The 21,869-nt window shown below is 60.4% G+C and carries 18 protein-coding genes; 10 read left to right on the forward strand and 8 right to left on the reverse strand.

The features are described 5' to 3' along the window. From M9827_RS26610 to M9827_RS26640, 8 genes are all read left to right on the forward strand, one after another. A partial coding sequence (locus tag M9827_RS26610; protein WP_250608149.1) for an RHS repeat-associated core domain-containing protein occupies nucleotides 1-1,921 on the forward strand: 1,921 nt, incomplete at its 5' end. A gap of 19 nt (nucleotides 1,922-1,940) precedes the next feature. After that, on the forward strand, nucleotides 1,941-3,242 hold the full coding sequence (locus tag M9827_RS27865; RefSeq protein ID WP_350310011.1) for an RHS repeat domain-containing protein: 1,302 nt from the start codon (nucleotides 1,941-1,943) through the stop codon (nucleotides 3,240-3,242). 33 nt (nucleotides 3,243-3,275) lie between these two features. Next, nucleotides 3,276-4,625, forward strand: a complete 1,350-nt coding sequence (locus tag M9827_RS27870) for an RHS repeat-associated core domain-containing protein (protein ID WP_350310012.1) — start codon at nucleotides 3,276-3,278, stop codon at nucleotides 4,623-4,625. A gap of 84 nt (nucleotides 4,626-4,709) precedes the next feature. After that, nucleotides 4,710-6,470 (forward strand): sensor histidine kinase, encoded by a 1,761-nt coding sequence (locus M9827_RS26620; protein WP_250608151.1) that lies wholly within the window; start codon nucleotides 4,710-4,712, stop codon nucleotides 6,468-6,470. Further along, nucleotides 6,470-7,798: a two-component system response regulator MifR gene (mifR, locus tag M9827_RS26625; RefSeq protein WP_250608153.1), complete on the forward strand. Its 1,329-nt coding sequence runs from the start codon at nucleotides 6,470-6,472 to the stop codon at nucleotides 7,796-7,798. The genes M9827_RS26620 and mifR overlap by 1 nt, the downstream gene beginning before the upstream one ends. A gap of 384 nt (nucleotides 7,799-8,182) precedes the next feature. Continuing rightward, nucleotides 8,183-9,502: an MFS transporter gene (locus M9827_RS26630; protein ID WP_093430526.1), complete on the forward strand. Its 1,320-nt coding sequence runs from the start codon at nucleotides 8,183-8,185 to the stop codon at nucleotides 9,500-9,502. A gap of 404 nt (nucleotides 9,503-9,906) precedes the next feature. After that, on the forward strand, nucleotides 9,907-10,182 hold the full coding sequence (locus tag M9827_RS26635) for a hypothetical protein (protein ID WP_250608155.1): 276 nt from the start codon (nucleotides 9,907-9,909) through the stop codon (nucleotides 10,180-10,182). A gap of 274 nt (nucleotides 10,183-10,456) precedes the next feature. Beyond that, nucleotides 10,457-11,086, forward strand: coding sequence for a flavin reductase family protein (locus tag M9827_RS26640; RefSeq protein WP_134178356.1), 630 nt, complete (start codon nucleotides 10,457-10,459; stop codon nucleotides 11,084-11,086). Nucleotides 11,087-11,090: 4 nt separating this feature from the next. On the opposite strand, the gene M9827_RS26645 is transcribed toward M9827_RS26640, so the two are convergent. After that, nucleotides 11,091-11,333 (reverse strand): hypothetical protein, encoded by a 243-nt coding sequence (locus M9827_RS26645; protein WP_038366794.1) that lies wholly within the window; start codon nucleotides 11,331-11,333, stop codon nucleotides 11,091-11,093. Between the two features lie 43 nt (nucleotides 11,334-11,376). Further along, nucleotides 11,377-11,730 (reverse strand): putative quinol monooxygenase, encoded by a 354-nt coding sequence (locus M9827_RS26650; RefSeq protein WP_250608157.1) that lies wholly within the window; start codon nucleotides 11,728-11,730, stop codon nucleotides 11,377-11,379. A gap of 397 nt (nucleotides 11,731-12,127) precedes the next feature. Between M9827_RS26650 and M9827_RS26655 the strand changes: the two genes are divergently transcribed. After that, nucleotides 12,128-13,057: an AraC family transcriptional regulator gene (locus M9827_RS26655; protein ID WP_250608159.1), complete on the forward strand. Its 930-nt coding sequence runs from the start codon at nucleotides 12,128-12,130 to the stop codon at nucleotides 13,055-13,057. Between the two features lie 190 nt (nucleotides 13,058-13,247). On the opposite strand, the gene M9827_RS26660 is transcribed toward M9827_RS26655, so the two are convergent. From M9827_RS26660 to M9827_RS26685, 6 genes are all read right to left on the reverse strand, one after another. Further along, complete coding sequence (locus tag M9827_RS26660) at nucleotides 13,248-14,303, reverse strand: ABC transporter ATP-binding protein (protein WP_250608161.1); 1,056 nt, start codon at nucleotides 14,301-14,303, stop codon at nucleotides 13,248-13,250. A 13-nt stretch (nucleotides 14,304-14,316) separates the two neighbouring features. Then, entirely contained in the window at nucleotides 14,317-15,165 is an 849-nt protein-coding gene (locus M9827_RS26665; protein ID WP_093430532.1) for an ABC transporter permease, read from the reverse strand. After that, nucleotides 15,162-16,070 carry an ABC transporter permease gene (locus tag M9827_RS26670; protein WP_250608163.1) on the reverse strand — a complete coding sequence of 303 codons (909 nt, stop codon included), beginning with the start codon at nucleotides 16,068-16,070 and terminating at the stop codon, nucleotides 15,162-15,164. The genes M9827_RS26665 and M9827_RS26670 overlap by 4 nt, the downstream gene beginning before the upstream one ends. Before the next feature lie 156 nt (nucleotides 16,071-16,226). Beyond that, nucleotides 16,227-17,330, reverse strand: a complete 1,104-nt coding sequence (locus M9827_RS26675; protein WP_250608165.1) for an ABC transporter substrate-binding protein — start codon at nucleotides 17,328-17,330, stop codon at nucleotides 16,227-16,229. Between the two features lie 217 nt (nucleotides 17,331-17,547). Further along, complete coding sequence (locus M9827_RS26680; RefSeq protein ID WP_250608171.1) at nucleotides 17,548-18,996, reverse strand: aldehyde dehydrogenase family protein; 1,449 nt, start codon at nucleotides 18,994-18,996, stop codon at nucleotides 17,548-17,550. Beyond that, nucleotides 18,996-20,633, reverse strand: coding sequence for a 5-guanidino-2-oxopentanoate decarboxylase (locus tag M9827_RS26685; protein ID WP_250608167.1), 1,638 nt, complete (start codon nucleotides 20,631-20,633; stop codon nucleotides 18,996-18,998). Before M9827_RS26685 ends, M9827_RS26680 begins: the two co-directional genes overlap by 1 nt. A 224-nt stretch (nucleotides 20,634-20,857) precedes the next feature. Here M9827_RS26685 and M9827_RS26690 point away from each other — a divergent pair, with 224 nt between their 5' ends. Next, on the forward strand, nucleotides 20,858-21,739 hold the full coding sequence (locus tag M9827_RS26690; protein ID WP_250608169.1) for a LysR substrate-binding domain-containing protein: 882 nt from the start codon (nucleotides 20,858-20,860) through the stop codon (nucleotides 21,737-21,739). The last annotated feature ends 130 nt before the right edge of the window (nucleotides 21,740-21,869 follow it).

Raw genomic sequence — 21,869 nt, forward strand, 5'->3', positions numbered from 1 at the left:
CACTCAGTCCAGCCGCAAGGACGGCGGCGCAGTCCTGCAGAACCTCGAATATTTCTACGACCGCGTCGGCAATATCACCCGCATTGAAGACCACGCGTTTCAGCCACGTTACTTCGCCAACCAGTTGATCGATGGCCACCGCGATTTCACCTACGACTCGCTCTATCGGTTGACCAGCGCCACCGGCTACGACGACGCCCCGCCGCCGGACATTCCCGGCCTGCCGCAACCGGGCGACCCGAACAATCGCCTCAACTACACCCAGACCTATCGGTACGACAACGGCGGCAACCTGTTCGAACTGAGTCATGTGCGGGCGGGCAACAACTCGACCCGGCACATGTTCATCGACCCGAAGAGCAATCGCGGGGTGCGCTGGAAAACCGGTGACGAGCCGCCGGATTTCGACACTTTGTTCGATCGCCACGGCAATCAACTGACCGTGCAACCGGGCCAACCGTTGCTCTGGAATGCCCGCGATGAGCTGGAAAGCGTGACCCTGGTCCAGCGCGAGGACGGTTCCAATGATGCCGAGTACTACCGTTACAGCCAGGGCATGCGCGTGTTCAAACGCCACGAAACCTTCGCGGCCAACGCCGAGCATTTTCATCAGGTGCGCTACCTGCCGGGGCTGGAAATCCGCACCCGCGACAACGGCGAAGAACTGCACGTCATCGCGCTCGGCAACGCCCGTTGCCTGCATTGGGCAGAAAACAAGCCCAATGGAATAGACGGCGATCAATTGCGCTACAGCCTCGAAGACCACCTCGGTTCCTGTGTGATGGAACTGGATCAGCAGGCACAACTGATCAGCGAGGAAGGCTATTACCCGTTTGGCGCCACGGCGTGGATGACCCCACCTCCGGAGACAGAGGTCAGCTATAAATTCATCCGCTATTCGGGCAAGGAGATGGATGTCAGCGGGTTGTATTACTACGGCGCGCGGTATTACGCGCCGTGGTTGCAGCGCTGGATCAGTCCTGATCCGGCGGGGACCGTGGACGGGCTGAATCTGTATGTGTTTGTCGGCAATAATCCGCTGATTTTCATTGATGGCAATGGCACCAATAAAGATCTCGCCAGTGATAAGCAGCAGATCGAAGAGTTCTCCAATGTATTGGAAACCCTGGGAAGCGAATTGCAATCGCTGGACAAGCAATTGAACAGTCTTTTCACGACTCGCGACATCGTAAAACGGGCAGGGATCAATATTGGTTTTCAAATGACAAAAGGCGCTGTGGGGATCGCTGCGTCCAGAACAACAGAATCTTTGACAGGCATTTCTCTGCTTGGCTCGCTTGCCAGTTTTATCTCAGGACAAATCATGGACAAAGTGGGTTCAGAGACAATGCTCTCGACTCCGGTCCTGCCCAACGCTCAAAAGCTCGATCCGCAAGCTATCTACAACGAAGCTAACGTCAGCGTGCTTTCCAGCCCTTTGCAGTTCATGAAAAAAACTGCCATGTCCTATGACCTTCGAACCGCGGCAGGCGCGAAAAAAGTGTCTGATACCATTGAGTCATTTGTACTTGGCAAAGCAGGCGTTCCCGCTGCAAGTGAACTTCTGGCCACCCGCCAAACGATACTGGATGCAGGGTCGGCATTGGCCGGTATACCGGGCATGGATATCGATGCCCTGGACAACGGCCTGATTCTGATAACCGAACTCCTGGAACGGGATCGCAGCTACGTGAATGCTGCATACGCCAACCTTGAGATCAACGAATTCTATTCCGAAGGCGTGATAGGCACTCTCAAGCTGGCCTTTGACCTGGCCAATGACAACGTGGGCACCGACAAAGCCCGCACAATAAGCCGCGAACAGATACAGAAGGACATAACGCTGCGTCTGGCTCAAGCCAATCGAGGCCGCGAACTGCTGGCAAGGTATCGCCAATACAGCAAGGAAAAAGCCGCTTAGTCCATAACGAGACATGCGCATGAGCAGATTCGACATTCATGACCTTGAGGGTCGACGCATGAATAAATCAATGCATTTGCGTACACCTGACCTGGTTGCAAACGACGCTCGTGGATTGCCGGTGCGACAGGTCGCCTATTTGCGGAGTATTGACGAAGACACTCCAGTGCCGCTCTCATCCCGTCAGCATTACGATGCGAGTGGACATCTGGTGAAGCAGTGGGACCCGCGTCTGGTGGTGCCCAGCCTGACAACGATTTACCGCCTCGACGGCGAAGCATTGAAAACCGACAGCGTCGACGCCGGCTGGCGCCTGCACTTGCCAGGTCTGGCCGGCGAACCGCTGCAACGCTGGGGCAAGGGCGACAACCATTGGCGCACGACCTTCGACACTCAGCTGCGCGTGGTGGCGGTAGCAGAAAACGGCGAGGCCGATGTCGATCTGTTCACCTACGCCGACGCCAGCGCCGACGCTGGTCACAACCAGCGCGGCCAGTTGCTGGAACAGAGCGATCGCGCCGGCACGCTGCGCACCGACAGCTTCGCCCTCAGCGGCGAGCCGCTGTGCGAAACCCGCACCTTCCTCGATGGCCAGGCCTTCACCAGTCGGCGTCTGTTCAGTCCGCTGGGCGCGGTGCTGGAGCAGACCGATGCCGGTGGTCATCGCCAGCAATCTCGCTATGGTCTGGCTGGCCAGCTCAGGCACCTACAGTTGTTGATCAAAGGCGATACCGACTGGCGAACCGTGTTGCGCGACGCTCATTACAACGCCACTGATCAGCTCATCGAACAACACGCCGGCAACGGCGTGCGCAGTCAGTGGACGTATGATCCGGCCGATGGTCGATTGCACACCCAGTCCAGTCGCAAGGACAACGGCGAAGTGCTGCAGGACTTCGAATATGTTTACGACCGCGTCGGCAACATCACCCGCATCGAAGACCACGCCTTTGCGCCAAGCTGGTTTGCCAACCAGAGGGTCGATGGCCATCGCAATTTCAGCTATGACTCGCTGTACCGCCTGATCAGCGCGACCGGCTACGACGACGGCCCGCTGTCGGATATTCCCGGTCTGCCCAAGCCGACCGATCCGGAAGACCGGCGCAATTACACCCAGACCTTCACCTACGACTACGGCGGCAATCTGAAGAAACTGGTGCACGTGCGCGCCGGCGCCGATCACACCGTGCAGATGTGCATCGATTCACTCAGCAACCGCGGCGTGCGCTGCAAACCGGGGGATCCGCCACCGGAGTTCGACAACCTGTTCGACCGCCACGGCAACCTGCTGGCCGTGCAACCGGGCCAGCCGTTGCACTGAAATGCGCGCGACGAGTTGCAGGAAGTCACGCTGGTGACCCGGGACGATGGCCGCAACGACGCCGAGTATTACGCCTACAGTCAGGGCGAGCGGGTGTTCAAACGCCACGAATGGTATGGCGAAAACATCCTGCACTTTCATCAGGTGCGCTACCTGCCGGGTCTGGAAATCCGCAGCAAGGACAACGGCGAAGAACTGCACATCATCCAGCTGGGCAATGCGCGCTGTCTGCATTGGATCACGCCGCCGCCCGCGGCTGTCGAGAACAATCAACTGCGCTACAGCCTCGACGACCACCTCGGCTCGTGCACGCTGGAGCTGGATCAGAACGCGCACATGATCAGCCACGAAGGCTATTACCCGTTCGGTGCGACGGCGTGGATGGCTGAAAAACCGGAGACCGGAATCAGCTACAAATTCATCCGTTATTCGGGCAAGGAAATGGACGTCAGCGGCTTGTATTACTACGGCGCACGCTATTACGCGCCTTGGTTGCAGCGCTGGGTCAGTGCCGACCCGGCGGGGGATGTGGATGGGTTGAATCTGTATGCAATGGTGTCGAACAACCCGATGATTTATGTCGATACCGATGGGCGCGGACGGTTCGATTTCTCGCAGCTCGTCGGTGTCTTACGCACCACTGCCAACGTCGCCAGCCAGGCCCATGATGCAGCGACTGAATTTGATGGTCCCGATGACGAAGCCAATGTCAGCCAGGAAACCCGGGAGGGTATGACCTTCCGCCGCTACCTCTTCAACAAAAACGGGATGGCAGCCTTCAGCCTGGGATTCGGAGTCGGATTAGCTGTTGGTGGGGCGGCCGGATCATTCGCGCCGGGAATTGGCAACACGATTGGCGGAATTGTCGGCGGTCTGCTTGGCGGATTAGGAGCTGCCTATATTCGTTATCGCTTTTTCAAGCGCGGCATTCGCGTAACCGAAGCGCTGCACACGGCTGAAGTCCGCGACGCCACACAAACCATTGCGCAGGGTGCAAATGATCTGGCCAATGGCACGCTGCCACAGTCCATTCAGGACGGAATCAACCAGCTCCGGCAAACAGCCACAGAGGCCATTTTGCAAGAGGTTCAGATGATGGCCCCCCTCGATCAGCTTGATTTCGCAAAAATGGTGGACGAGGGCACTTCCGTCGCTGACGCTTACCGCACGGTAATGGCTCAAACCACCGCGCTCATCAACAACACCCGGAACGCACTGGAAACCACTCAAGACATGCTTGATAACCTAAGTGAAGCCGACGGTGTGACTGAACGCCTGCAACAACTGGCACAGTCAATTGCTGACGAGCCACGTCCCAGACCCGTGCCGAAACCACGGCTGAATCTACAGCGTCGACATCAGGTGCAGGAAACGGCCGTATGACCAACGTGGCCGGCGCGAACAGCACGCCGGGCCACCTCGGCCCATGCTATCGTGCCCCCCCGTCCTGCCGACCCTTCGCCCAGCATGCTGCCGACTTCCCGTACCTTGCGTCTGTCGTTGTATACCCTGCTGATCATCGCCGGCGCGGCGCTTGCCGCCACGCTTGCGATCCGCCACGCCGAACGTCAGGCGCTGGAGGAAGACGCCGCCCGTGCCAACCAGCAACTGGCGTTGTACGCCAATTCCCTGCACACCCTGATCGACCGCTACCGTGCCCTGCCCGCCGTGCTGGCGCTCGATCCGCAATTGCGCGCGGCGCTGGCCGGCCCGGTCGATGCCGACGAACAAGCGGCGCTGAACCTCAAGCTGGAAAAGATCAACGGCGCGGCGCAATCCTCGACCCTTGAATTGCTCGACCACACGGGCCTCGCCGTGGCGGCGAGCAACTGGCGCCTGCCCAGCAGTTACGTCGGCCATAACTACGGCTTCCGCCCCTACTTCAGCCAGACCCGCACCCAAGGCACCGGGCGTTTTTACGCGGTGGGCGTGACCAGCGGCATTCCCGGCTACTTCCTCTCCAGCGCGGTGCTCGGCGACCACAACGAGTTTCTCGGCGCGATGGTGGTCAAGCTGGAATTCCCCGAGCTGGAACGCGAGTGGAGTCAGGGCAACGACACGCTACTGGTCAGCGATGCGCGCGGGATCATCTTCATCGCCAACCAACCCGGCTGGCGGTATCGCTCGCTGCGGCCACTGAGCGCCCGCGACATGGATGAAATCAAAGCCACCCGGCAGTACGACAAGCAGTCGCTGCAGCCCTTGACTCATTTGTCGCTGCGCAGCTTCGATGACAACAGCGATCTGCGCCGCGTCGAAGGCCCGCAAGGCACGGCGGATTATCTGTGGGAATCGCTGCCCCTGAGCGCTGAAGGCTGGACCCTGCACCTGCTGCGCCATCCGCAAGTGGCGTTCGAAGACCTGCGCAACGCCGGGCTGGCCGCTGCCGGGGTGTGGCTGGCGCTGGTGTTTCTGTTGCTGTTTCTCAACCAGCGCTGGCGCCTGTCGAAAATCCGCCAGCGCAACCGCGAAGAACTTGAACAATTGGTGGAAGAACGCACCCGCGACTTGCGCACCGCGCAGGACGGTCTGGTGCAATCGGCCAAACTCGCCGCGCTCGGCCAGATGTCCGCTGCACTGGCCCATGAAATCAATCAACCCCTGACCGCTCAGCGCATGCAACTGGCGACCTTGCGCTTGCTCCTCGAACATGGCCGTGTCGACGATGCCTATAGAGCGTTGAAACCGGTGGACGAGATGCTCACGCGCATGGCTGCCCTCACCGGCCACCTCAAGACCTTCGCGCGCAAGAGTCCCAGCGGCTTGCGCGAACGGCTGGATCTGGCAACCGTGGTCGATCAGTCGTTACAGTTACTCGATGCACGCCTGCGTGACGAGCAGGTCAGTCTGGTGTTGCACCTGACCCGTCCGGCGTGGGTACGCGGTGATGCGATTCGTCTCGAACAGGTGCTGATCAACCTGCTGCGCAACGCCCTCGATGCGATGCAGGGCAAACCGTGCAAGCGCCTGGAAATCCGCCTGGAAGCCGATGAACAACTGTGGCGCCTGAGCGTCAGCGACAATGGCGGCGGGATTGCCGAAGACCATTTGGGCCAGGTGTTCGACCCGTTCTTCACCACCAAACCGGTGGGCGACGGTTTGGGTCTCGGCCTGGCGGTATCCTTTGCCATCGTGCATGAATCCGGCGGGCGCCTGAGCGCCGAAAATGGCGACAGCGGCGCCGTGTTCAGCCTGACTTTGCCGATCGATCTGGAGGCACACATCTGATGCTCAATTCAGTGATGGTGGTCGATGACGAAAGCAGCATTCGCAGCGCCGTCGAGCAGTGGCTGAGCCTGTCCGGCTTCGAGGTGCAGTTGTTCAGCCGCGCCGAAGAATGCCTCGCCGCCCTGCCCGCGCACTTTGCCGGGGTGATCCTCAGCGACGTGCGCATGCCCGGCATGGGCGGCTTGGCGTTATTGGCCGAAGTGCAGAAACGCGATGCCGATCTGCCGGTGATTCTGCTCACCGGCCATGGCGATGTACCCATGGCCGTCGAGGCGATGCGCGACGGGGCCTACGACTTTCTGGAAAAACCATTCAGCCCGGAAACCCTGCTCGGCAGCTTGCGCCGGGCGCTGGACAAACGCCGGCTGATTCTGGAAAACCGTGCGCTGCACGAGCAGGCCGACAACCGCGCGAAACTCGATGCGACGTTGCTCGGTGTGTCCCGTGGTTTGCAGACGTTGCGTCGGCAAGTGCTGGACCTGGCGGCGTTGCCGGTCAATGTGTTGATCCGTGGCGAAACCGGCAGCGGCAAAGAGCTGGTCGCCCGTTGCCTGCATGATTTCGGCCCGCGCGCAGCCAAGCCGTTTGTGGCGCTGAACTGCGCGGCGATTCCTGAGCAGTTGTTCGAAGCGGAGTTGTTCGGTCATGAAAGCGGTGCGTTTACCGGTGCCTCGGGCAAGCGCATCGGCAAGCTGGAATATGCCGATGGCGGCACCTTGTTTCTCGACGAAATCGAAAGCATGCCGCTGGCGCAACAAGTGAAACTGCTGCGCGTGTTGCAGGAGCAGAAGCTTGAACGGCTGGGGTCGAACCAGAGCATTCGCGTCGACCTGCGCATTGTCGCAGCGACCAAACCCGACCTGCTCGATGAGGCCCGGGCCGGACGTTTCCGCGAGGATCTGGCCTATCGCCTGAACGTCGCCGAACTGCGTTTGCCGCCGCTGCGCGATCGCCGCGAAGACATTCCATTGCTGTTCGAAACCTTCGCCCACAATGCCGCTGAACGCCTGGGCCGTACCTTTCCCCCCTTGAGTGGCGCGCAATTGAGTCATCTGCTCAGTCACGACTGGCCGGGCAACGTACGTGAACTGGCGAACGTCGCCGAGCGTCAGGTGTTGGGCCTGGATGAACCGGCGCCGGGGATTGATCCGGGGCAATCGCTCGCAGCGCAGCAGGAAGCGTTTGAGGCGCAATGCCTGCGCGCGGCGCTGACCCGGCACAAGGGCGATGTGAAAGCGGTGCTGGAAGAACTGCAACTGCCGCGCCGCACCTTCAATGAAAAGATGCAGCGGCATGGGTTGAGTCGGGAGATGTTTCTGAGCGAGTGAGTCGGGCTTGGGATTTTCGGTGTGGCTGAGATCTTTCCCCCTCACCCCAGCCCTCTCCCCCAAGGGGTAGAGGGGGAAGGGAGCCGATCTTCGTGCCATTCAAAACCTGAGTTCGACTCAATGTCTCAGGTCGGTGCAACTCGAACAATCCACTCGGTCAGTCCCCTCTCCCCTTGGGAGAGGGTTAGAGTGAGGGGCTTTTGATCTTCGCTCCAATAAGCGGAAATCCGCTCATCAAACCAAATCCTTCGGCGATATTCCGCTCACCCAATCCCGTCTCCCCCTCTAAACCGGCCCTCCCCCCGTTGGCACACCTCCTGCTATAGCCCTCGCAGGCTGCGTTTCGACGCGCTCCACAAAAACAATTAAACGAAGGATCCTTCAATGGATAACTCCAACGCCCTGCCACTTGGGTCGGCTGCTGCGCCGGCCAAAGAAAGAACCACCGCCAGCCGGATCAAATCGATCTTCAGCGGTTCCGTCGGCAACATGGTCGAGTGGTACGACTGGTACGTGTATGCCGCCTTCTCCCTGTATTTCGCAAAAACCTTCTTCCCCGCCGGTTCCACCACCGCCCAACTGATGAACACCGCCGCGATTTTCGCCGTCGGCTTTCTGATGCGTCCGATCGGCGGCTGGCTGATGGGCATGTACGCCGACAAGGTCGGCCGTAAAAAAGCCTTGATGGCGTCGGTCTACCTGATGTGCTTCGGCTCGCTGCTGATCGCCCTCAGCCCGAACTACGAAACCATCGGCATCGGCGCGCCGATCCTGCTGGTCTTCGCCCGTCTGCTGCAGGGCCTGTCGGTCGGTGGCGAATACGGCACCTCGGCGACCTATCTTTCGGAGATGGCGACCAAGGAACGTCGCGGCTTCTTCTCCAGCTTCCAGTACGTGACCCTGATCTCCGGCCAGCTCATCGCGCTGGGCGTCCTGATCGTGCTGCAGAACGTGCTGACCACTGAACAACTGTACGCGTGGGGCTGGCGTATTCCGTTCGCCATCGGCGCGCTGTGTGCGGTCGTGGCGCTGTATCTGCGTCGCGGCATGGAAGAAACCGAGTCGTTCACCAAGAAAGAGAAGTCCAAGGAAAGCGCCATGCGCACCTTGATGCGCCACCCCAAAGAGCTGTTGACCGTGGTCGGCCTGACCATGGGCGGCACCCTGGCGTTCTACACCTATACCACCTACATGCAGAAGTACCTGGTGAACACCGTCGGCATGAGCATCTCCGACTCGACCACCATTTCTGCCGCCACGCTGTTCCTGTTCATGTGCCTGCAACCGATCATCGGCGGCCTCTCGGACAAGATCGGTCGTCGTCCGATCCTGATCGCCTTCGGCGTGCTGGGGACGATCTTTACCGTGCCGATCCTGATGACCCTGCACACCATCCAGACCTGGTGGGGCGCGTTCTTCCTGATCATGGCAGCGCTGATCATCGTCAGCGGCTACACCTCGATCAACGCGGTGGTAAAAGCTGAACTGTTCCCGACTGAAATCCGCGCGCTGGGCGTTGGCCTGCCGTATGCACTGACCGTGTCGATCTTTGGCGGCACTGCCGAATACATCGCGCTGTGGTTCAAGAGCATCGGCATGGAAACCGGTTACTACTGGTATGTGACGGCGTGCATCGCGGTGTCGTTGCTGGTGTACATCACCATGAAAGACACCCAGAAGCATTCGCGGATCGTCACGGACTGATCGCGTTTCACAGCCACTGCAACGGTGGCTGTTCCGGCCCTATCGCTGGCAAGCCAGCTCCCACAGGTTTCGCGTCGTACCCAAGGTCTGTAAACGGCGCTGTCATTGTGGGAGCTGGTTTGCCAGCGATTGGGTCACCGCGTTATCCAGACCTGCATGAAAAATTCCTCACCTGCGCCGCACAGCGATTAATCGCTAATTAATGCTGCCCCCTCATCCTGCAATCACCTGATCGATGACCTGCGCGACGCTCGCTCCGACGACGAAAGCGAATATTTGGCGCCGCCCTTAACATCAAGTTAATCGATTGTTTTTAGCATTAATTTGCGCTTTTTAATCAATTTAATTGGCGTAGCATGAAACCCATGCAAGAAACACCCGCCAACGAATCCGGAGTAACCGCCATGAAAACCAAACTGATCCTCGCCCTGACCCTGTCCGTACTGGCCGCCAACACCTTCGCCGCCGATGGCTCGGACAAGACCAGATCCGCCGACTTCATCAATGGCGCCAGCGCCGCCATCGAAACCAGCCACTCAAGCGCTTATGCCGCTGACGGTTTTGATAAAACCAGCCTGGGCAAAGCTGTTGCTGCTGATGGTTTCGACAAAACCAACCTGGGTAAAACCGTCGCAGCTGACGGCTTCGATAAAACCGGTACTGCCGCTGCCATCAGCTGAATATCAGCAGCCTTCTCACAGCCCGGCCTCGGCCGGGCTTAGTCATTTCCGGGGGGGAATAATTTTTTTGAAACCCACGCAAAACCCTGTGGGAGCTGGCTTGCCAGCGATGACATTTTGTCATTCAAAATCATTGTCGACTGACAGGCCGCCATCGCTGGCAAGCCAGCTCTCACAGGTTTTCCATTGGATGGAATATCAGTGACTGACTGGAAATTGTTTGACTGCACTTGCACTATTGCCCACTGACTCATGCCCTCCAGGAACTTCAGACATGCCCGATGACATCCACTTCTACGAACCCGCCAACGGCCACGGTCTGCCCCACGATCCGTTCAACGCCATCGTCGGCCCGCGCCCGATCGGCTGGATTTCCTCGCAGGATGCCAACGGCCAGTTGAACCTGGCGCCGTACAGTTTTTTCAACGCCTTCAACTACATTCCGCCGATCATTGGTTTTTCCAGCGTCGGGCGCAAAGACAGCCTGAACAACATCGAGCAGACCGGCGAATTCGTCTGGAACCTCGCCACTCGCCCGCTGGCCGAGCAGATGAATCAGAGCTGCGCGATGGTCGCACCTGAGGTCAACGAATTTGAATTGGCGGGATTGACGACGGTGGCGTCAAAAGTGATTTCGGTGCCACGGGTGGCCGAAAGCCCGGTGTCCTTCGAGTGCAAGGTCACGCAGATCATTCAATTGCAGCGCGCCGATGGCGAGACGGTGCCGAGCTGGCTGGTCCTCGGCGAAGTGGTCGCCGTGCACATTGCCAAGTGGCTGTTGAAGGACGGCATCTACGACACCGCCGCGGCAGAACCGATTCTGCGCGGCGGCGGGCCGGCGGATTACTTCCAGCTGGGGCCTGAGGCCCTGTTCAAGATGTGGCGTCCGGGCGCCAGCAAGTAACGCGTTACCAGATCAACTCGGCGTCTTCAGTGACGCCCTTGAGGTTATCCAGCTCATTGATGGCCGCTTCATCGGCGGCGATGGCGCCGGGGAAGACCTGATCATTCAGCAGTTTGTGAAAGCGTGGTGCACCGCCATCGACCAAGGCCTTGACCGCGATTGCCGCGTGATAGCCCTTGTTGCCGCCCAACTCGACGGGGACGACTGCGGAAACTGCTTCGAAGTGTTCGAACTCTTTACGTGCCATGTCACATATCCCGGCTCAGACAAACAAGCCGGACATTAAACCCTCAACCGACGAGTTTGTGTACCGGCGCCGGGCATTGGCCGAGGGCTTGCGCCGCCGACACGTCCTTGAAAGTGTGGAAGTCGAGGCTGTTGACCACCAGCTCCTGCACCAGCTCGGCGAAGATTTCCATCGCCGGGCTGTTGAAATAGTTGGTCATCATTTGCTGGCTGCTCCAGAACCCGCAGACCAGCCACAACTCGGGATCACACTGCGAATGCTGCAAGGCAAAGCTCAGGCAACCGGGGGCGGCGCGGGACGGCTCGATCAACGCGCTCAGGCGTATACCGAGTTCCGCCGAACGCCCGGCGCGCGCTCGAACGAAGGCCATATGACTGACGGGAATCTGCTTGGACATGTTCAACCCTCCCAGGGAGTCGCGTGGCAGCCGGGGGACGGGCTGCGACAGGATCAAAGGTTAAGGGCCGGACACAATGCGCCGTTAGTCGATTCCTGCCGCCGCGTTGCACAATCCTGCGAGACTGCGCAGAAGACCTGTAACAACCTGTAAAACTGCGTCACACGGTTGTCATACGCGTTTTGTGTAGGAGCTGCCGAAGGCTGCGATCTTTTGATTTTGCCTTGAAGATCAACAGATCGCAGCCTTCGGCAGCTCCTACAGGGTTGGATCGCGACAGGCGCGGAAACACCCCCGGGCAGAATCAGGCAAGCATTTCGCAGGATGTGTCTACCGCTGGCGCTTGCACAAACATATGCTCTGCTCCATTCCACCTCCCCTGCCGAGGATGCCGTGCATGACGTCATTCGATCGTTTTCAAGCCGAACCCACCGCTGACATGGAAAAACAGCGCGCGGAACTGGCGGCGATCATCCGCCGCAACACCACCGACGATGGCAGCTACGAGACCGCCATCGGCTCGCTGTTCATGTCGCGCCACACCCGATCCCACGACTTTGCCCCGGTGCTCGCGCAACCAGCGCTGTGCATCATGGCGCAGGGACGCAAAGAGGTGCGGCTGGCCGACGAGTTCTTCAATTACGATCCGCTGAATTATCTGGTGGTCTCGGTTTCGATGCCGCTGAGCGGGCGCGTGGTCAATGTCTCGCCGGAGGAGCCGATCCTCGCTGTGCGCCTGGATATCGACCCGACAGAAATCACCGCGCTGATCGCTGACGCCGGCCCCATGGGCGTACCGACGCGGCCGACCGGGCGTGGTTTGTATGTCGAGCAGATCGACAGTTCCATGCTCGATGCCGTGTTGCGTCTGGCACGTTTGCTCGATGCGCCGAAAGACATCGCCATGCTCGCACCGCTGATTCGCCGGGAGATTCTCTATCGTTTGCTGCGCAGCCCGCAGGGCCATCGCTTGTATGAAATCGCGATTGCCAACAGTCAGAGCCATCGCATCAGCCAGGCAATCAAATGGCTCAACGGCAACTTCGAACAGCCGCTGCGCATCGATGATCTGGCGAAAGAAGTGAACCTCAGCGTCTCGACCTTGCATCACCGTTTCAAGGCGATGACGGCGATGAGCCCGCTGCAGTATCAGAAGCAATTGCGCCTGCAAGAGGCGCGGCGCCTGATGCTGACCGAAGGGCTGGAAGCGTCGGCGGCAGGGTATCGGGTGGGATATGAAAGTCCGTCGCAGTTCAGCCGTGAGTACAGCCGGTTGTTTGGTGCGCCGCCGTTAAGGGATTTGGCGCGATTGAGACTTTCGGTGTGAACTTCAAGAGCCCCTCACCCTAACCCTCTCCCAGAGGGAGAGGGGACTGAATGGGGAATATTGGAGAGGTTCACCGACCTGAAAGTGCTTTACCGAATCCATAATCGACTCGATCTCTCAGGTCGATGGATAGCGCCAGACACCTCGGTCGGCTCCCTCTCCCTCTGGGAGAGGGCTGGGGTGAGGGTTTCTAAGCCCCCAACACCCGACAAGCCTGCGCCGGTAACGTCACCGACACCGGATGGCCAATCCCCAACCCGATCCCCTGACATGGCGTACTCAACGCCGTAAACGTCACTCCGGAACACTCCACCGTCGTCTCGATGGTCGCGCCGATATCACGCACAAACGTCACTTTGCCGAGCAATCGATTGCCCGCCGTCGCTTGCGGTGCGGACAGTTGCAGGTCTTCCGGGCGAATCAGCATCTTCACTTTCTGCCCCACAACAATGCTGCTGCAGATCGGCACTTGCAGCGCGTCGCCGCCCGGCAGGCTGACCTTGCCGTCGCCCAGTGCCGTGGCCGGGAAGATGTTGCCCGAGCCAATGAAGTCAGCGACAAACTCGTTGGCCGGATGCCGATAGATTTCGATCGGCGTACCGACCTGCTGCACCTTGTGTTCGCCCAGCACCACGACAATATCCGCCATGGTCATCGCTTCGCGCTGATCGTGGGTGACCATGATCGTGGTGATGTTCAGGCGCTGTTGCAGTTGGCGGATTTCCACCTGCATCGATTCGCGCAGCTTGGCGTCGAGCGCCGACAGCGGCTCATCGAGCAGGAGGATTTTCGGGTGCGCGGCAATCGCCCGGGCAATCGCCACGCGCTGCCGCTGGCCGCCGGAAAGTTTCGCCACCGGGCGATCGATCATCGCTTGCAGCTGAATCAACTCCAGCAACTCCACCACGCGTTTGTGCTGATCAGCCTTGCTGACGCCGCGCAGTTTCAGCGGGTAGGCGATGTTTTCGCCGACGGTCATGTGCGGGAACAGCGCCAGCGACTGGAACACCATGCCGAAGTTGCGCAGGTGCGCCGGGGTCTGGCCGATGTCTTCGCCGTCCAGGCGAATCTCACCGCCAGTGAGGGTTTCCAGCCCGGCGATCATCCGCAGCAAGGTGGTTTTTCCGCAGCCGGACGGGCCGAGGAAACACACCAGTTTGCCTTCCGGCAAATGCAGGTTGACGTCGTGTACCGCGCACGCCGAGCCATAGAATTTCTCGACGTTTTCCAGAATCAGACCAGTCATGTTGCACCTCAAATCAAAAGGAAACGCCGCCCTCGCCCACCAGCTTCTCCAGCGCCCAGATCAGGACGAAGTCGATCAGCACGATCAGCACGGCAAACGAGAACACGGTAGGGTCGAGCGATGACACGGTGCGGCTGTACATCCAGATCGGCACGGTCATGACGTCGATGGTGTAGAGGAAATAGGTCACGGTGAATTCGTTGAACGAGACGATGAACGCCAGCAGCATGCCCGCCAGAATCCCCGACTTCATCAACGGCACCACCACATCGACAATGGCCCGCAGCGGCGAGGCGCCGAGCATCCGCGCCGCTTCCTCGACTTCGCTGCCGATGGAAAGCATCGCCGCCGTGCAGTTTTTCACCACGAACGGCAGCGCCAGAATCACGTGGGCAATCACCAGCCGCGAGGTGGTCAGGTGGAACGGCAGGCTGTCGAACACCAGCAGCAAGGCCAGGCCCAACACCACCATCGGGAACACCAGCGGCAGCGACATCAGTTGCAGCGCCACAGCTTTGCCACGGAACTCGCAGCGGGTCAGCGCATAGGCTGCAGGCACCGCGATCAGCGTGGCAAAAACCATGGTCAGGCACGACACCAACAGGCTGGTGGCCATGGCCTGACCGAGGCTGAGCACGTCGCTGGCGTCCGGCGAAACAAAGGTGTGCCAGGCCGCTTTGTACCATTGCAGGCTGTAGCTGCTCGGCGGGAAGTCGAGGTTCGACGCACCGCTGAACGACATGACGATCATGGTCAGGATCGGCAACACCGCCAGCAGCAGAATGAACCCGGAGAGGATCCCGGCGAACTTGCCGGTTTCGCCGGGCAACAGCGCCATGCGCTTTTTGGTCAGGGCACTCATTGCGAAGCCTCCAGCAGACGCCGACGACGGCCAGTGATGTATTCGGACAAGGTCATGATCGCCAGCGTGGTGATAATCAGCACGACACCGGCAGCGGACGCGGCAGGCCAGTTCATCAGCGGCGCGATCTGGTCATGCACCATCACCGCCAGCATCGGCACGCGACGACCGCCGAGCAGCAACGGCACCACGAAGCTGCTGGCGTTGTAAGCGAACACCAGCGTTGCGCCAGTGATGATCCCGGGCAAACTCATCGGTAACACCACTTGGCGGAACACCTGAAAACGGCTGGCGCCGAGGGTCGCGGCGGCTTCCTCATAGGTGCGGGCAACGCCGCGCATGGCACTGGCGATCGGCAGCACGGCAAGCGGAAACGCGGTTTGCACCAGCCCCATCAATACGCCGTTCTGGTTGTACAGCAACATGATCGGGCGCTTGATCAGGCCGAGCCCCATCAGCGCCTGATTGAGCATGCCGGCCGGGCCGAGAATCACCAGCCAGCCGTAGCTTTGCAGCAACAGGTTGACCAGCAACGGCAGCAACACCGCGGCGAGGAAAATCCGTCGCAGGAACGGCGAGGTCAGCCGCGACATGGTGTACGCCACCGGGATCGCCAACACCACGGCAATCACCGCGCTGATCAGTGCCAGACGCAAGGTCAGCAGCAAGGATTTCAGGTAATACGGCTCGAGCAACTGGGCGTAACTGGCCAGGCTGAAACCGCTCCACTCCGCGCCTTTGGTGCCGACGCTCATGCGCAGCACCAGCAGGCTGGCGGCGATCAGCACGCCAAGAAACAGCATCGACGGCGTGAGGAAAAACCACGCCCGCGCGGTCGGCGAAACACCGCGCACCGGGCGCACGGCAGTGGCGCCGACCGGTTGGGTCAGGGATTGATGTTCCATAGCAATGATCTCGTCAATGGAAAGCCAAACAACACATCCCTGTAGGAGCTGCCGAAGGCTGCAATCTTTTGATCTTGCTGTTGATCCTCATCTGCTCAGAGAAGATCAAAGGCAAAAGATCGCAGCCTTCGGCAGCTCCTACAGGGGGAGTCCGGGTCAGGAAGAAAAGATTTCCGTATAGCGACGAATCCATTGGTCATGCACGGTGGCCAGGAAGGCGTTGTCGTGCATGATCGCCTTCTCGGCAATCTGCTCCGGCGTGAGGATGAACGGACTCTTGCGCGCTTCGGCGGAGATGATCGCCTTGGCGTTGACCGGGCCGTTGAAGATGTCTTCGGCCATCTTGCCCTGCACCAGCGGGTCGAGAGAGTGGTCGATAAACGCGTAGGCCAGATCGGTATCGCCCGGACGGTTCTTCGGCATCACCGAAAGCATCAGGTCGGTGTAGAACCCTTCCTTCATGCCGAACGTGGCACCGAGGCCGTAGTTCGGATCGCGAATCTGCTTGGGGAAAAATGCCGGCGCATACAAGCCGCCCATGTCCAGCGAACCGGTGCGGAACAGCTCGGCAATCTGGTTCGGGTTTTCGCCCAACGTCACCACGCGATCCTTGAGTTCGGCGAGCTTCTTGAAGCCCGGTTCGATGTTGTGTTCGTCACCGCCGGCCAGTTTCGCGGCGATGATGATCAGGTCCATCGCCTCGGTCCAGTTCGGCGGCGGCAGGAAAATATTTGGTGCCAGATCGGCATCCCACAACGCGGCGTAACTGTTCGGCGCTTCTTTCTGGGTGCGGGTGCTGTAGACCAGACTGTTGCACCACAACAGGTAGCCGATGCCGTGACCATTGGCGCCGGTGCGGTATTGTTCCGGGACGTCGATCAGGTTGGGAATGCGGTTGAGATCGGGTTTTTCCAGCAGCCCGGCGGCGGCCAGACCTTCGGCGCCGACGCCTGCCAAGGTGATGATGTCGTACTGCGGACGATCACCGCCGGCCTTGAGTTTGGCGACCATTTCCGAAGTGCTGCCGGTGCGGTCGGCAATGACCTTGGCGCCAGTCTTGGCTTCGAACGTTGCCGCGATGTTGCGCAGTGCCGCGAGGCCGGTGTCATCCGACCAGGTCAGCAAACGCAGGGTCTTGCCGGCGAACCGCGTGTCGCTGGCGCTGGCCCGGATGAAGGGCATGCTCAGGGCGGCCGCCGCCACCGAGGCGACGCCGACGGTTTTAATGAATTGACGCCTGTTCAGATCGTGCTCGCCCATGACGGACTCCCTTTGTTCTTTTAAGTATGAGGTTGGTCGCAACCGTTGCATCCGCGCGGCCGGATCCGCTGCAGGCCTTGTTTTCAAAGGCCTGCAGAGCTGCCGACGGGTTCATCCTGAGGTCGTGCAAAACACCTGACTATCGATAAAAACTCATTGAAGCCATGACGCCGACGCATGCCTCGTTGCGAGGCATGCGCTCACCTTTTTCGGGCGTTCAGAGCGCCCGGATCACGTGTTTGATTTCCTGAAACGCGGCCAGGCCCCACGGCCCCAATTCGCGGCCGATACTGCTCTGCTTGTAACCGCCCCACGCCGCCTGCGGGAAGATCACTTGCGGCGCGTTGAGCCACACCAGCCCCGCCTGCAGGGCATTGGCGACCCGCTCGGCGGTCTCGGCGTTACGCGTCACCACACTGGCGACCAGGCCAAATTGACTGTCGTTGGCCAAGGCGATTGCCTCGGCTTCGCTGCTGAAACTGCGCACGCATAGCACCGGGCCGAAAATCTCCTCGCACCACAGCGCACTGTCGAGGGGCACGTCGGTGAACACGGTTGGCTGCAAAAAATATCCGCGCGGCAGATCAGCCGGACGATTGCCGCCGCACACCAGCTTCGCGCCAGCGCTCAGACCCCGGTCGATGTGACCGAGCACACGCTGGTATTGCGCTTGATTGACCAGTGCGCCCATCTCCACATCCGGGTCGAACGGATCCGCCACACGAATCGCCCGCGCACGCTTTTGCAAACGTTCGAGAAATTCCTCCGCGAGTTCCTCGGCGACCAACACGCGACTGGTGGCCGAGCACATCTGTCCGGCGTTGAAGAAGCCGCCGCCGCAGGCCAGCTCGACCGCCAGTTGCAGATCGGCATCTTCGAGCACCAACAGCGAAGATTTGCCGCCCAATTCCAGGCTCACGCCCTTCACCGTTTCGGCGGCACGCTGCATCACCTGGACACCGACGGCGTTGCTACCGGTGAAGGAAATCCTGGCGATGCGCGGATCCGCCGATAGCGGCGCCCCCACCGCCAGACCGGTGCCGCAAACCACGTTGAACACGCCTTTGGGCAGGCCGGCTTCGGCGATGATCGCCGCCAGCTCCAGTTCCGGCAGCGGCGTGACTTCCGACGGTTTGAGCACCACGCAACATCCGGCGGCCAACGCCGGCGCGAGTTTCCACGCGGTGGTGACCATGGGGAAATTCCACGGCACGATCAGCCCGACCACACCACACGGTTCGCGGCGCAGACGTGCGCTGAAATCATCGCTGGGCAGCGGCACATTGCTGTCTTGGCTGGCGTCGAGGCCTTCGGCGAGTTCGGCGTAGTACTCGAATGTGGCGATCACATCGTCGACGTCGATGGCCGCTTCGAACTGCGGTTTGCCGTTGTTGCTCGACTGCAGTTTCATCAAGTGCTCGCGACCGTTGCGCACGCCATTGGCGATGTTGCGCAGCATCGCGCCGCGCTCGACACCGCTGGTTTGTGACCAGTGCTTGAACGCTGCGGTGGCCGCGGCGACGGCTTGATCGACGGCGTGCTCGTCACCGCCATTGACCGTGGTCAGCAGCGCTTCGGTGGCCGGGTTGATCACGCGCAGATGTTCACGGCCGGCCGACCATTGGCCGTTGATGTAGAGGCCGTCGAGTGTGGTTGGAAAATTGATCATTGGGCCACCGCCTGCATCCATTGGTTCTGGTCGATTTCGATCACGGTTGGGCCTTGGCGATCGGTGGCGGCACGCAGCGCAGAGCGCAGTTGGTCCACCGAACGGATCGCTTCGGCGGCGCAGCCGAGGGCCTTGGCCACACCGATGAAATCCGGGGTGTAGATGTCGACACCGACCGGCTCGATGGCGCGGTTAACCATGTATTTCTTGATCTCTTCGTAGCCCTGGTTATTCCACAGCAGGACGATCACCGGGGTACGCGCTTCGACGGCGCTGGCCAGTTCCGGCAGGGTGAATTGCAGACCGCCGTCGCCGATCAGGCACACCACCGGTGGCCGTGCACCTTTATCGGGTTGACCACCGAGCCATGCGCCAATCGCTGCCGGCAACGCATAGCCGAGCGTCCCGTAACCGGTCGACGAGTTGAACCAGCGACGCGGACGCTCCGGGTTAAAGGTGAGGTTGCCGGTGTACACCGGTTGCGTGGAGTCGCCGACGAACACCGCGTCAGGCAATTCGTGCAGCACGGTTTCGAGGAAACGGGTTTGCGCCAGGGTCGGTGCATCCCAGGTCGCGGCCAGATCATTACGCAGACGCGTGGCGCGCACCTGGCCCCAATCGTTACGGCGCTCGGCCAGCGCTGTGTGCGACAAAGCACTGAGCAGTGCTTGAGCGGCGTTGCGCGAATCGGCAACCAGCGCGATGTGTGGCGGATAGTTGCGCACGGTCTGATCGGCGTCGATGTCGATGCGCAGCAGCTTGCCGGGAATCTCGAAGCCACCGGCGAAGGTCACGTCGTAATCGGTTTCCGCCAGTTCGGTGCCGATCGCCAGTACCACATCGGCATCGGCGACCAATGCGCGGGTGGCGACCAGGCTTTGCGTCGAGCCGATCAACAGCGGATGCGTCGACGGCAACAGGCCTTTGGCGTTGATGGTCAGCGCCACGGGGGCGTCGAGCAGTTCGGCCAGCTCAGTGAGTTCGGCAGCAGCATCAATCGCACCGCCACCGGCGAGAATCAACGGACGCTGGGCGCCGGCCAGCAACTCACTCATGCGGCTCACGGCAGCGGGCGCGGCACCGGCGCGGTCGATGTTGACCGGAACGCTGGCGAGCAGCGCATCGGCGTCCTCCACCAACACGTCCAGCGGAATTTCGATGTGCACCGGACGCGGACGCCCGGCCTGGAACAAGGCAAATGCGCGAGCGAGCACGCCGGGCAATTCCGACGCCGACATCAGGGTGTGGGAGAACGCCGCGACGCCTGCGACCAGTGCGCTCTGGTTCGGCAACTCGTGCAGCTTGCCGCGCCCGCCGCCCAACTGGTTGCGGCTCTGCACGCTGGAGATCACCAGCATCGGGATCGAATCAGCGTAGGCCTGGCCCATCGCGGTGGTGATGTTGGTCATGCCCGGGCCGGTAATGATGAAGCACACACCCGGTTTGCCGCTGGTGCGCGCATAACCGTCAGCCATGAAACCGGCGCCCTGTTCATGCCGTGGGGTGACATGGTTGATGCTCGAACGGGCCAGCCCGCGATACAGCTCCACGGTGTGCACCCCGGGAATGCCGAACACCTGCTCGACGCCATAACCTTCGAGTAACTTGACCAGTACTTCGCCACACGTCGCCATGTCATTGCCCTTTTGTCAGCTAAAAACACAGATTCCTTGTGGGAGCGAACCTGCTCGCGGAAGCGCTGGATCAGCCAACATCAATGCTGAATGTGAAACAGCCTTCGCGAGCAGGCTCGCCCCCACATGACCTGAACATGGGCTCATTGAACGGTCGGCAGGTAGCGGCAACAATCGATTAAAAGTCATACTAGCCATGTCCTCACGTCATACCTTGGATCCACATGAAACGACTGCCTCCCCTGCCCGCCCTGCATACGTTTCTGATTACCGCGCAGTGCTGCAACTTCACCCGGGCCGCCGAGCAGTTGCACATCACTCAGGGCGCGGTGAGCCGGCAGATCGCCGGGCTGGAAGATCATCTGGGGTATGAACTGTTCATTCGTCTGGCACGCGGTCTGGAGCTGACGGCCGAAGGGCGGGAATGGTTGCCACGGGTGGAGAAGGTCTTTGGCCTGATCACTGAGGCCACCGAGCAGATCGGCCTCAAACGCGAAACCCTGCAACTCAAAGCGCCGAGCTGTGTGATGCGCTGGCTGGTGCCACGCCTGCTGCAATGGCAAAAAGAACGCCCGGACGTGCCGGTCAAACTGACCACAACGTTGGCCCATGGTGTCGACTTTCAGCGTGAGCAATTCGATGCGGCAGTGATCTACGGAACGGCGCCGGACAACTCCTCCACTGCACTGCACCTGTTCGATGAACAACTGACGCCGGTCTGCTCACCGGCACTGTTGAAAGGCCCGCCGACACTGTCCGAACCGGCTGATCTGCAACAGCATCTGTTGTTGCATCCGACCCGCGATATCCACGACTGGAGCGTGTGGCTGACGGCCGCTGAACTGCAATTGAACAACGTGAACATGGGCCAGCATTTCGAAACGCTGGATCAGGCGATGTCGATGGCGTCTCACGGCACGGGGGTGGCGATTGGTGATTGGTCGTTGATCGGCGACGACTTGCGTGCAGGACGGCTGGTGATGCCGTTTGAATTGAAGGTGAAGACGGGGCTGGCGTATTACGTGGTTATGCCGCCGGGAATTGAGGCATCGCCGCCGCTAGAGGAATTGATGATTTGGCTGGTAGAGCAGGCGCATTTGCGGTGAGGCTGTTTCCCCTCACCCTAACCCTCTCCCAGAGGGAGAGGGGACTGACCGGGTTGTTTGTGCAGTGGTCTAATTTCCCCGGACACCTCGATAGGTGGAAAATACATCTATTGAGGAGTTATTCATGACT

Source organism: Pseudomonas sp. AKS31, assembly GCF_023634765.1.
Classification (GTDB): domain Bacteria; phylum Pseudomonadota; class Gammaproteobacteria; order Pseudomonadales; family Pseudomonadaceae; genus Aquipseudomonas.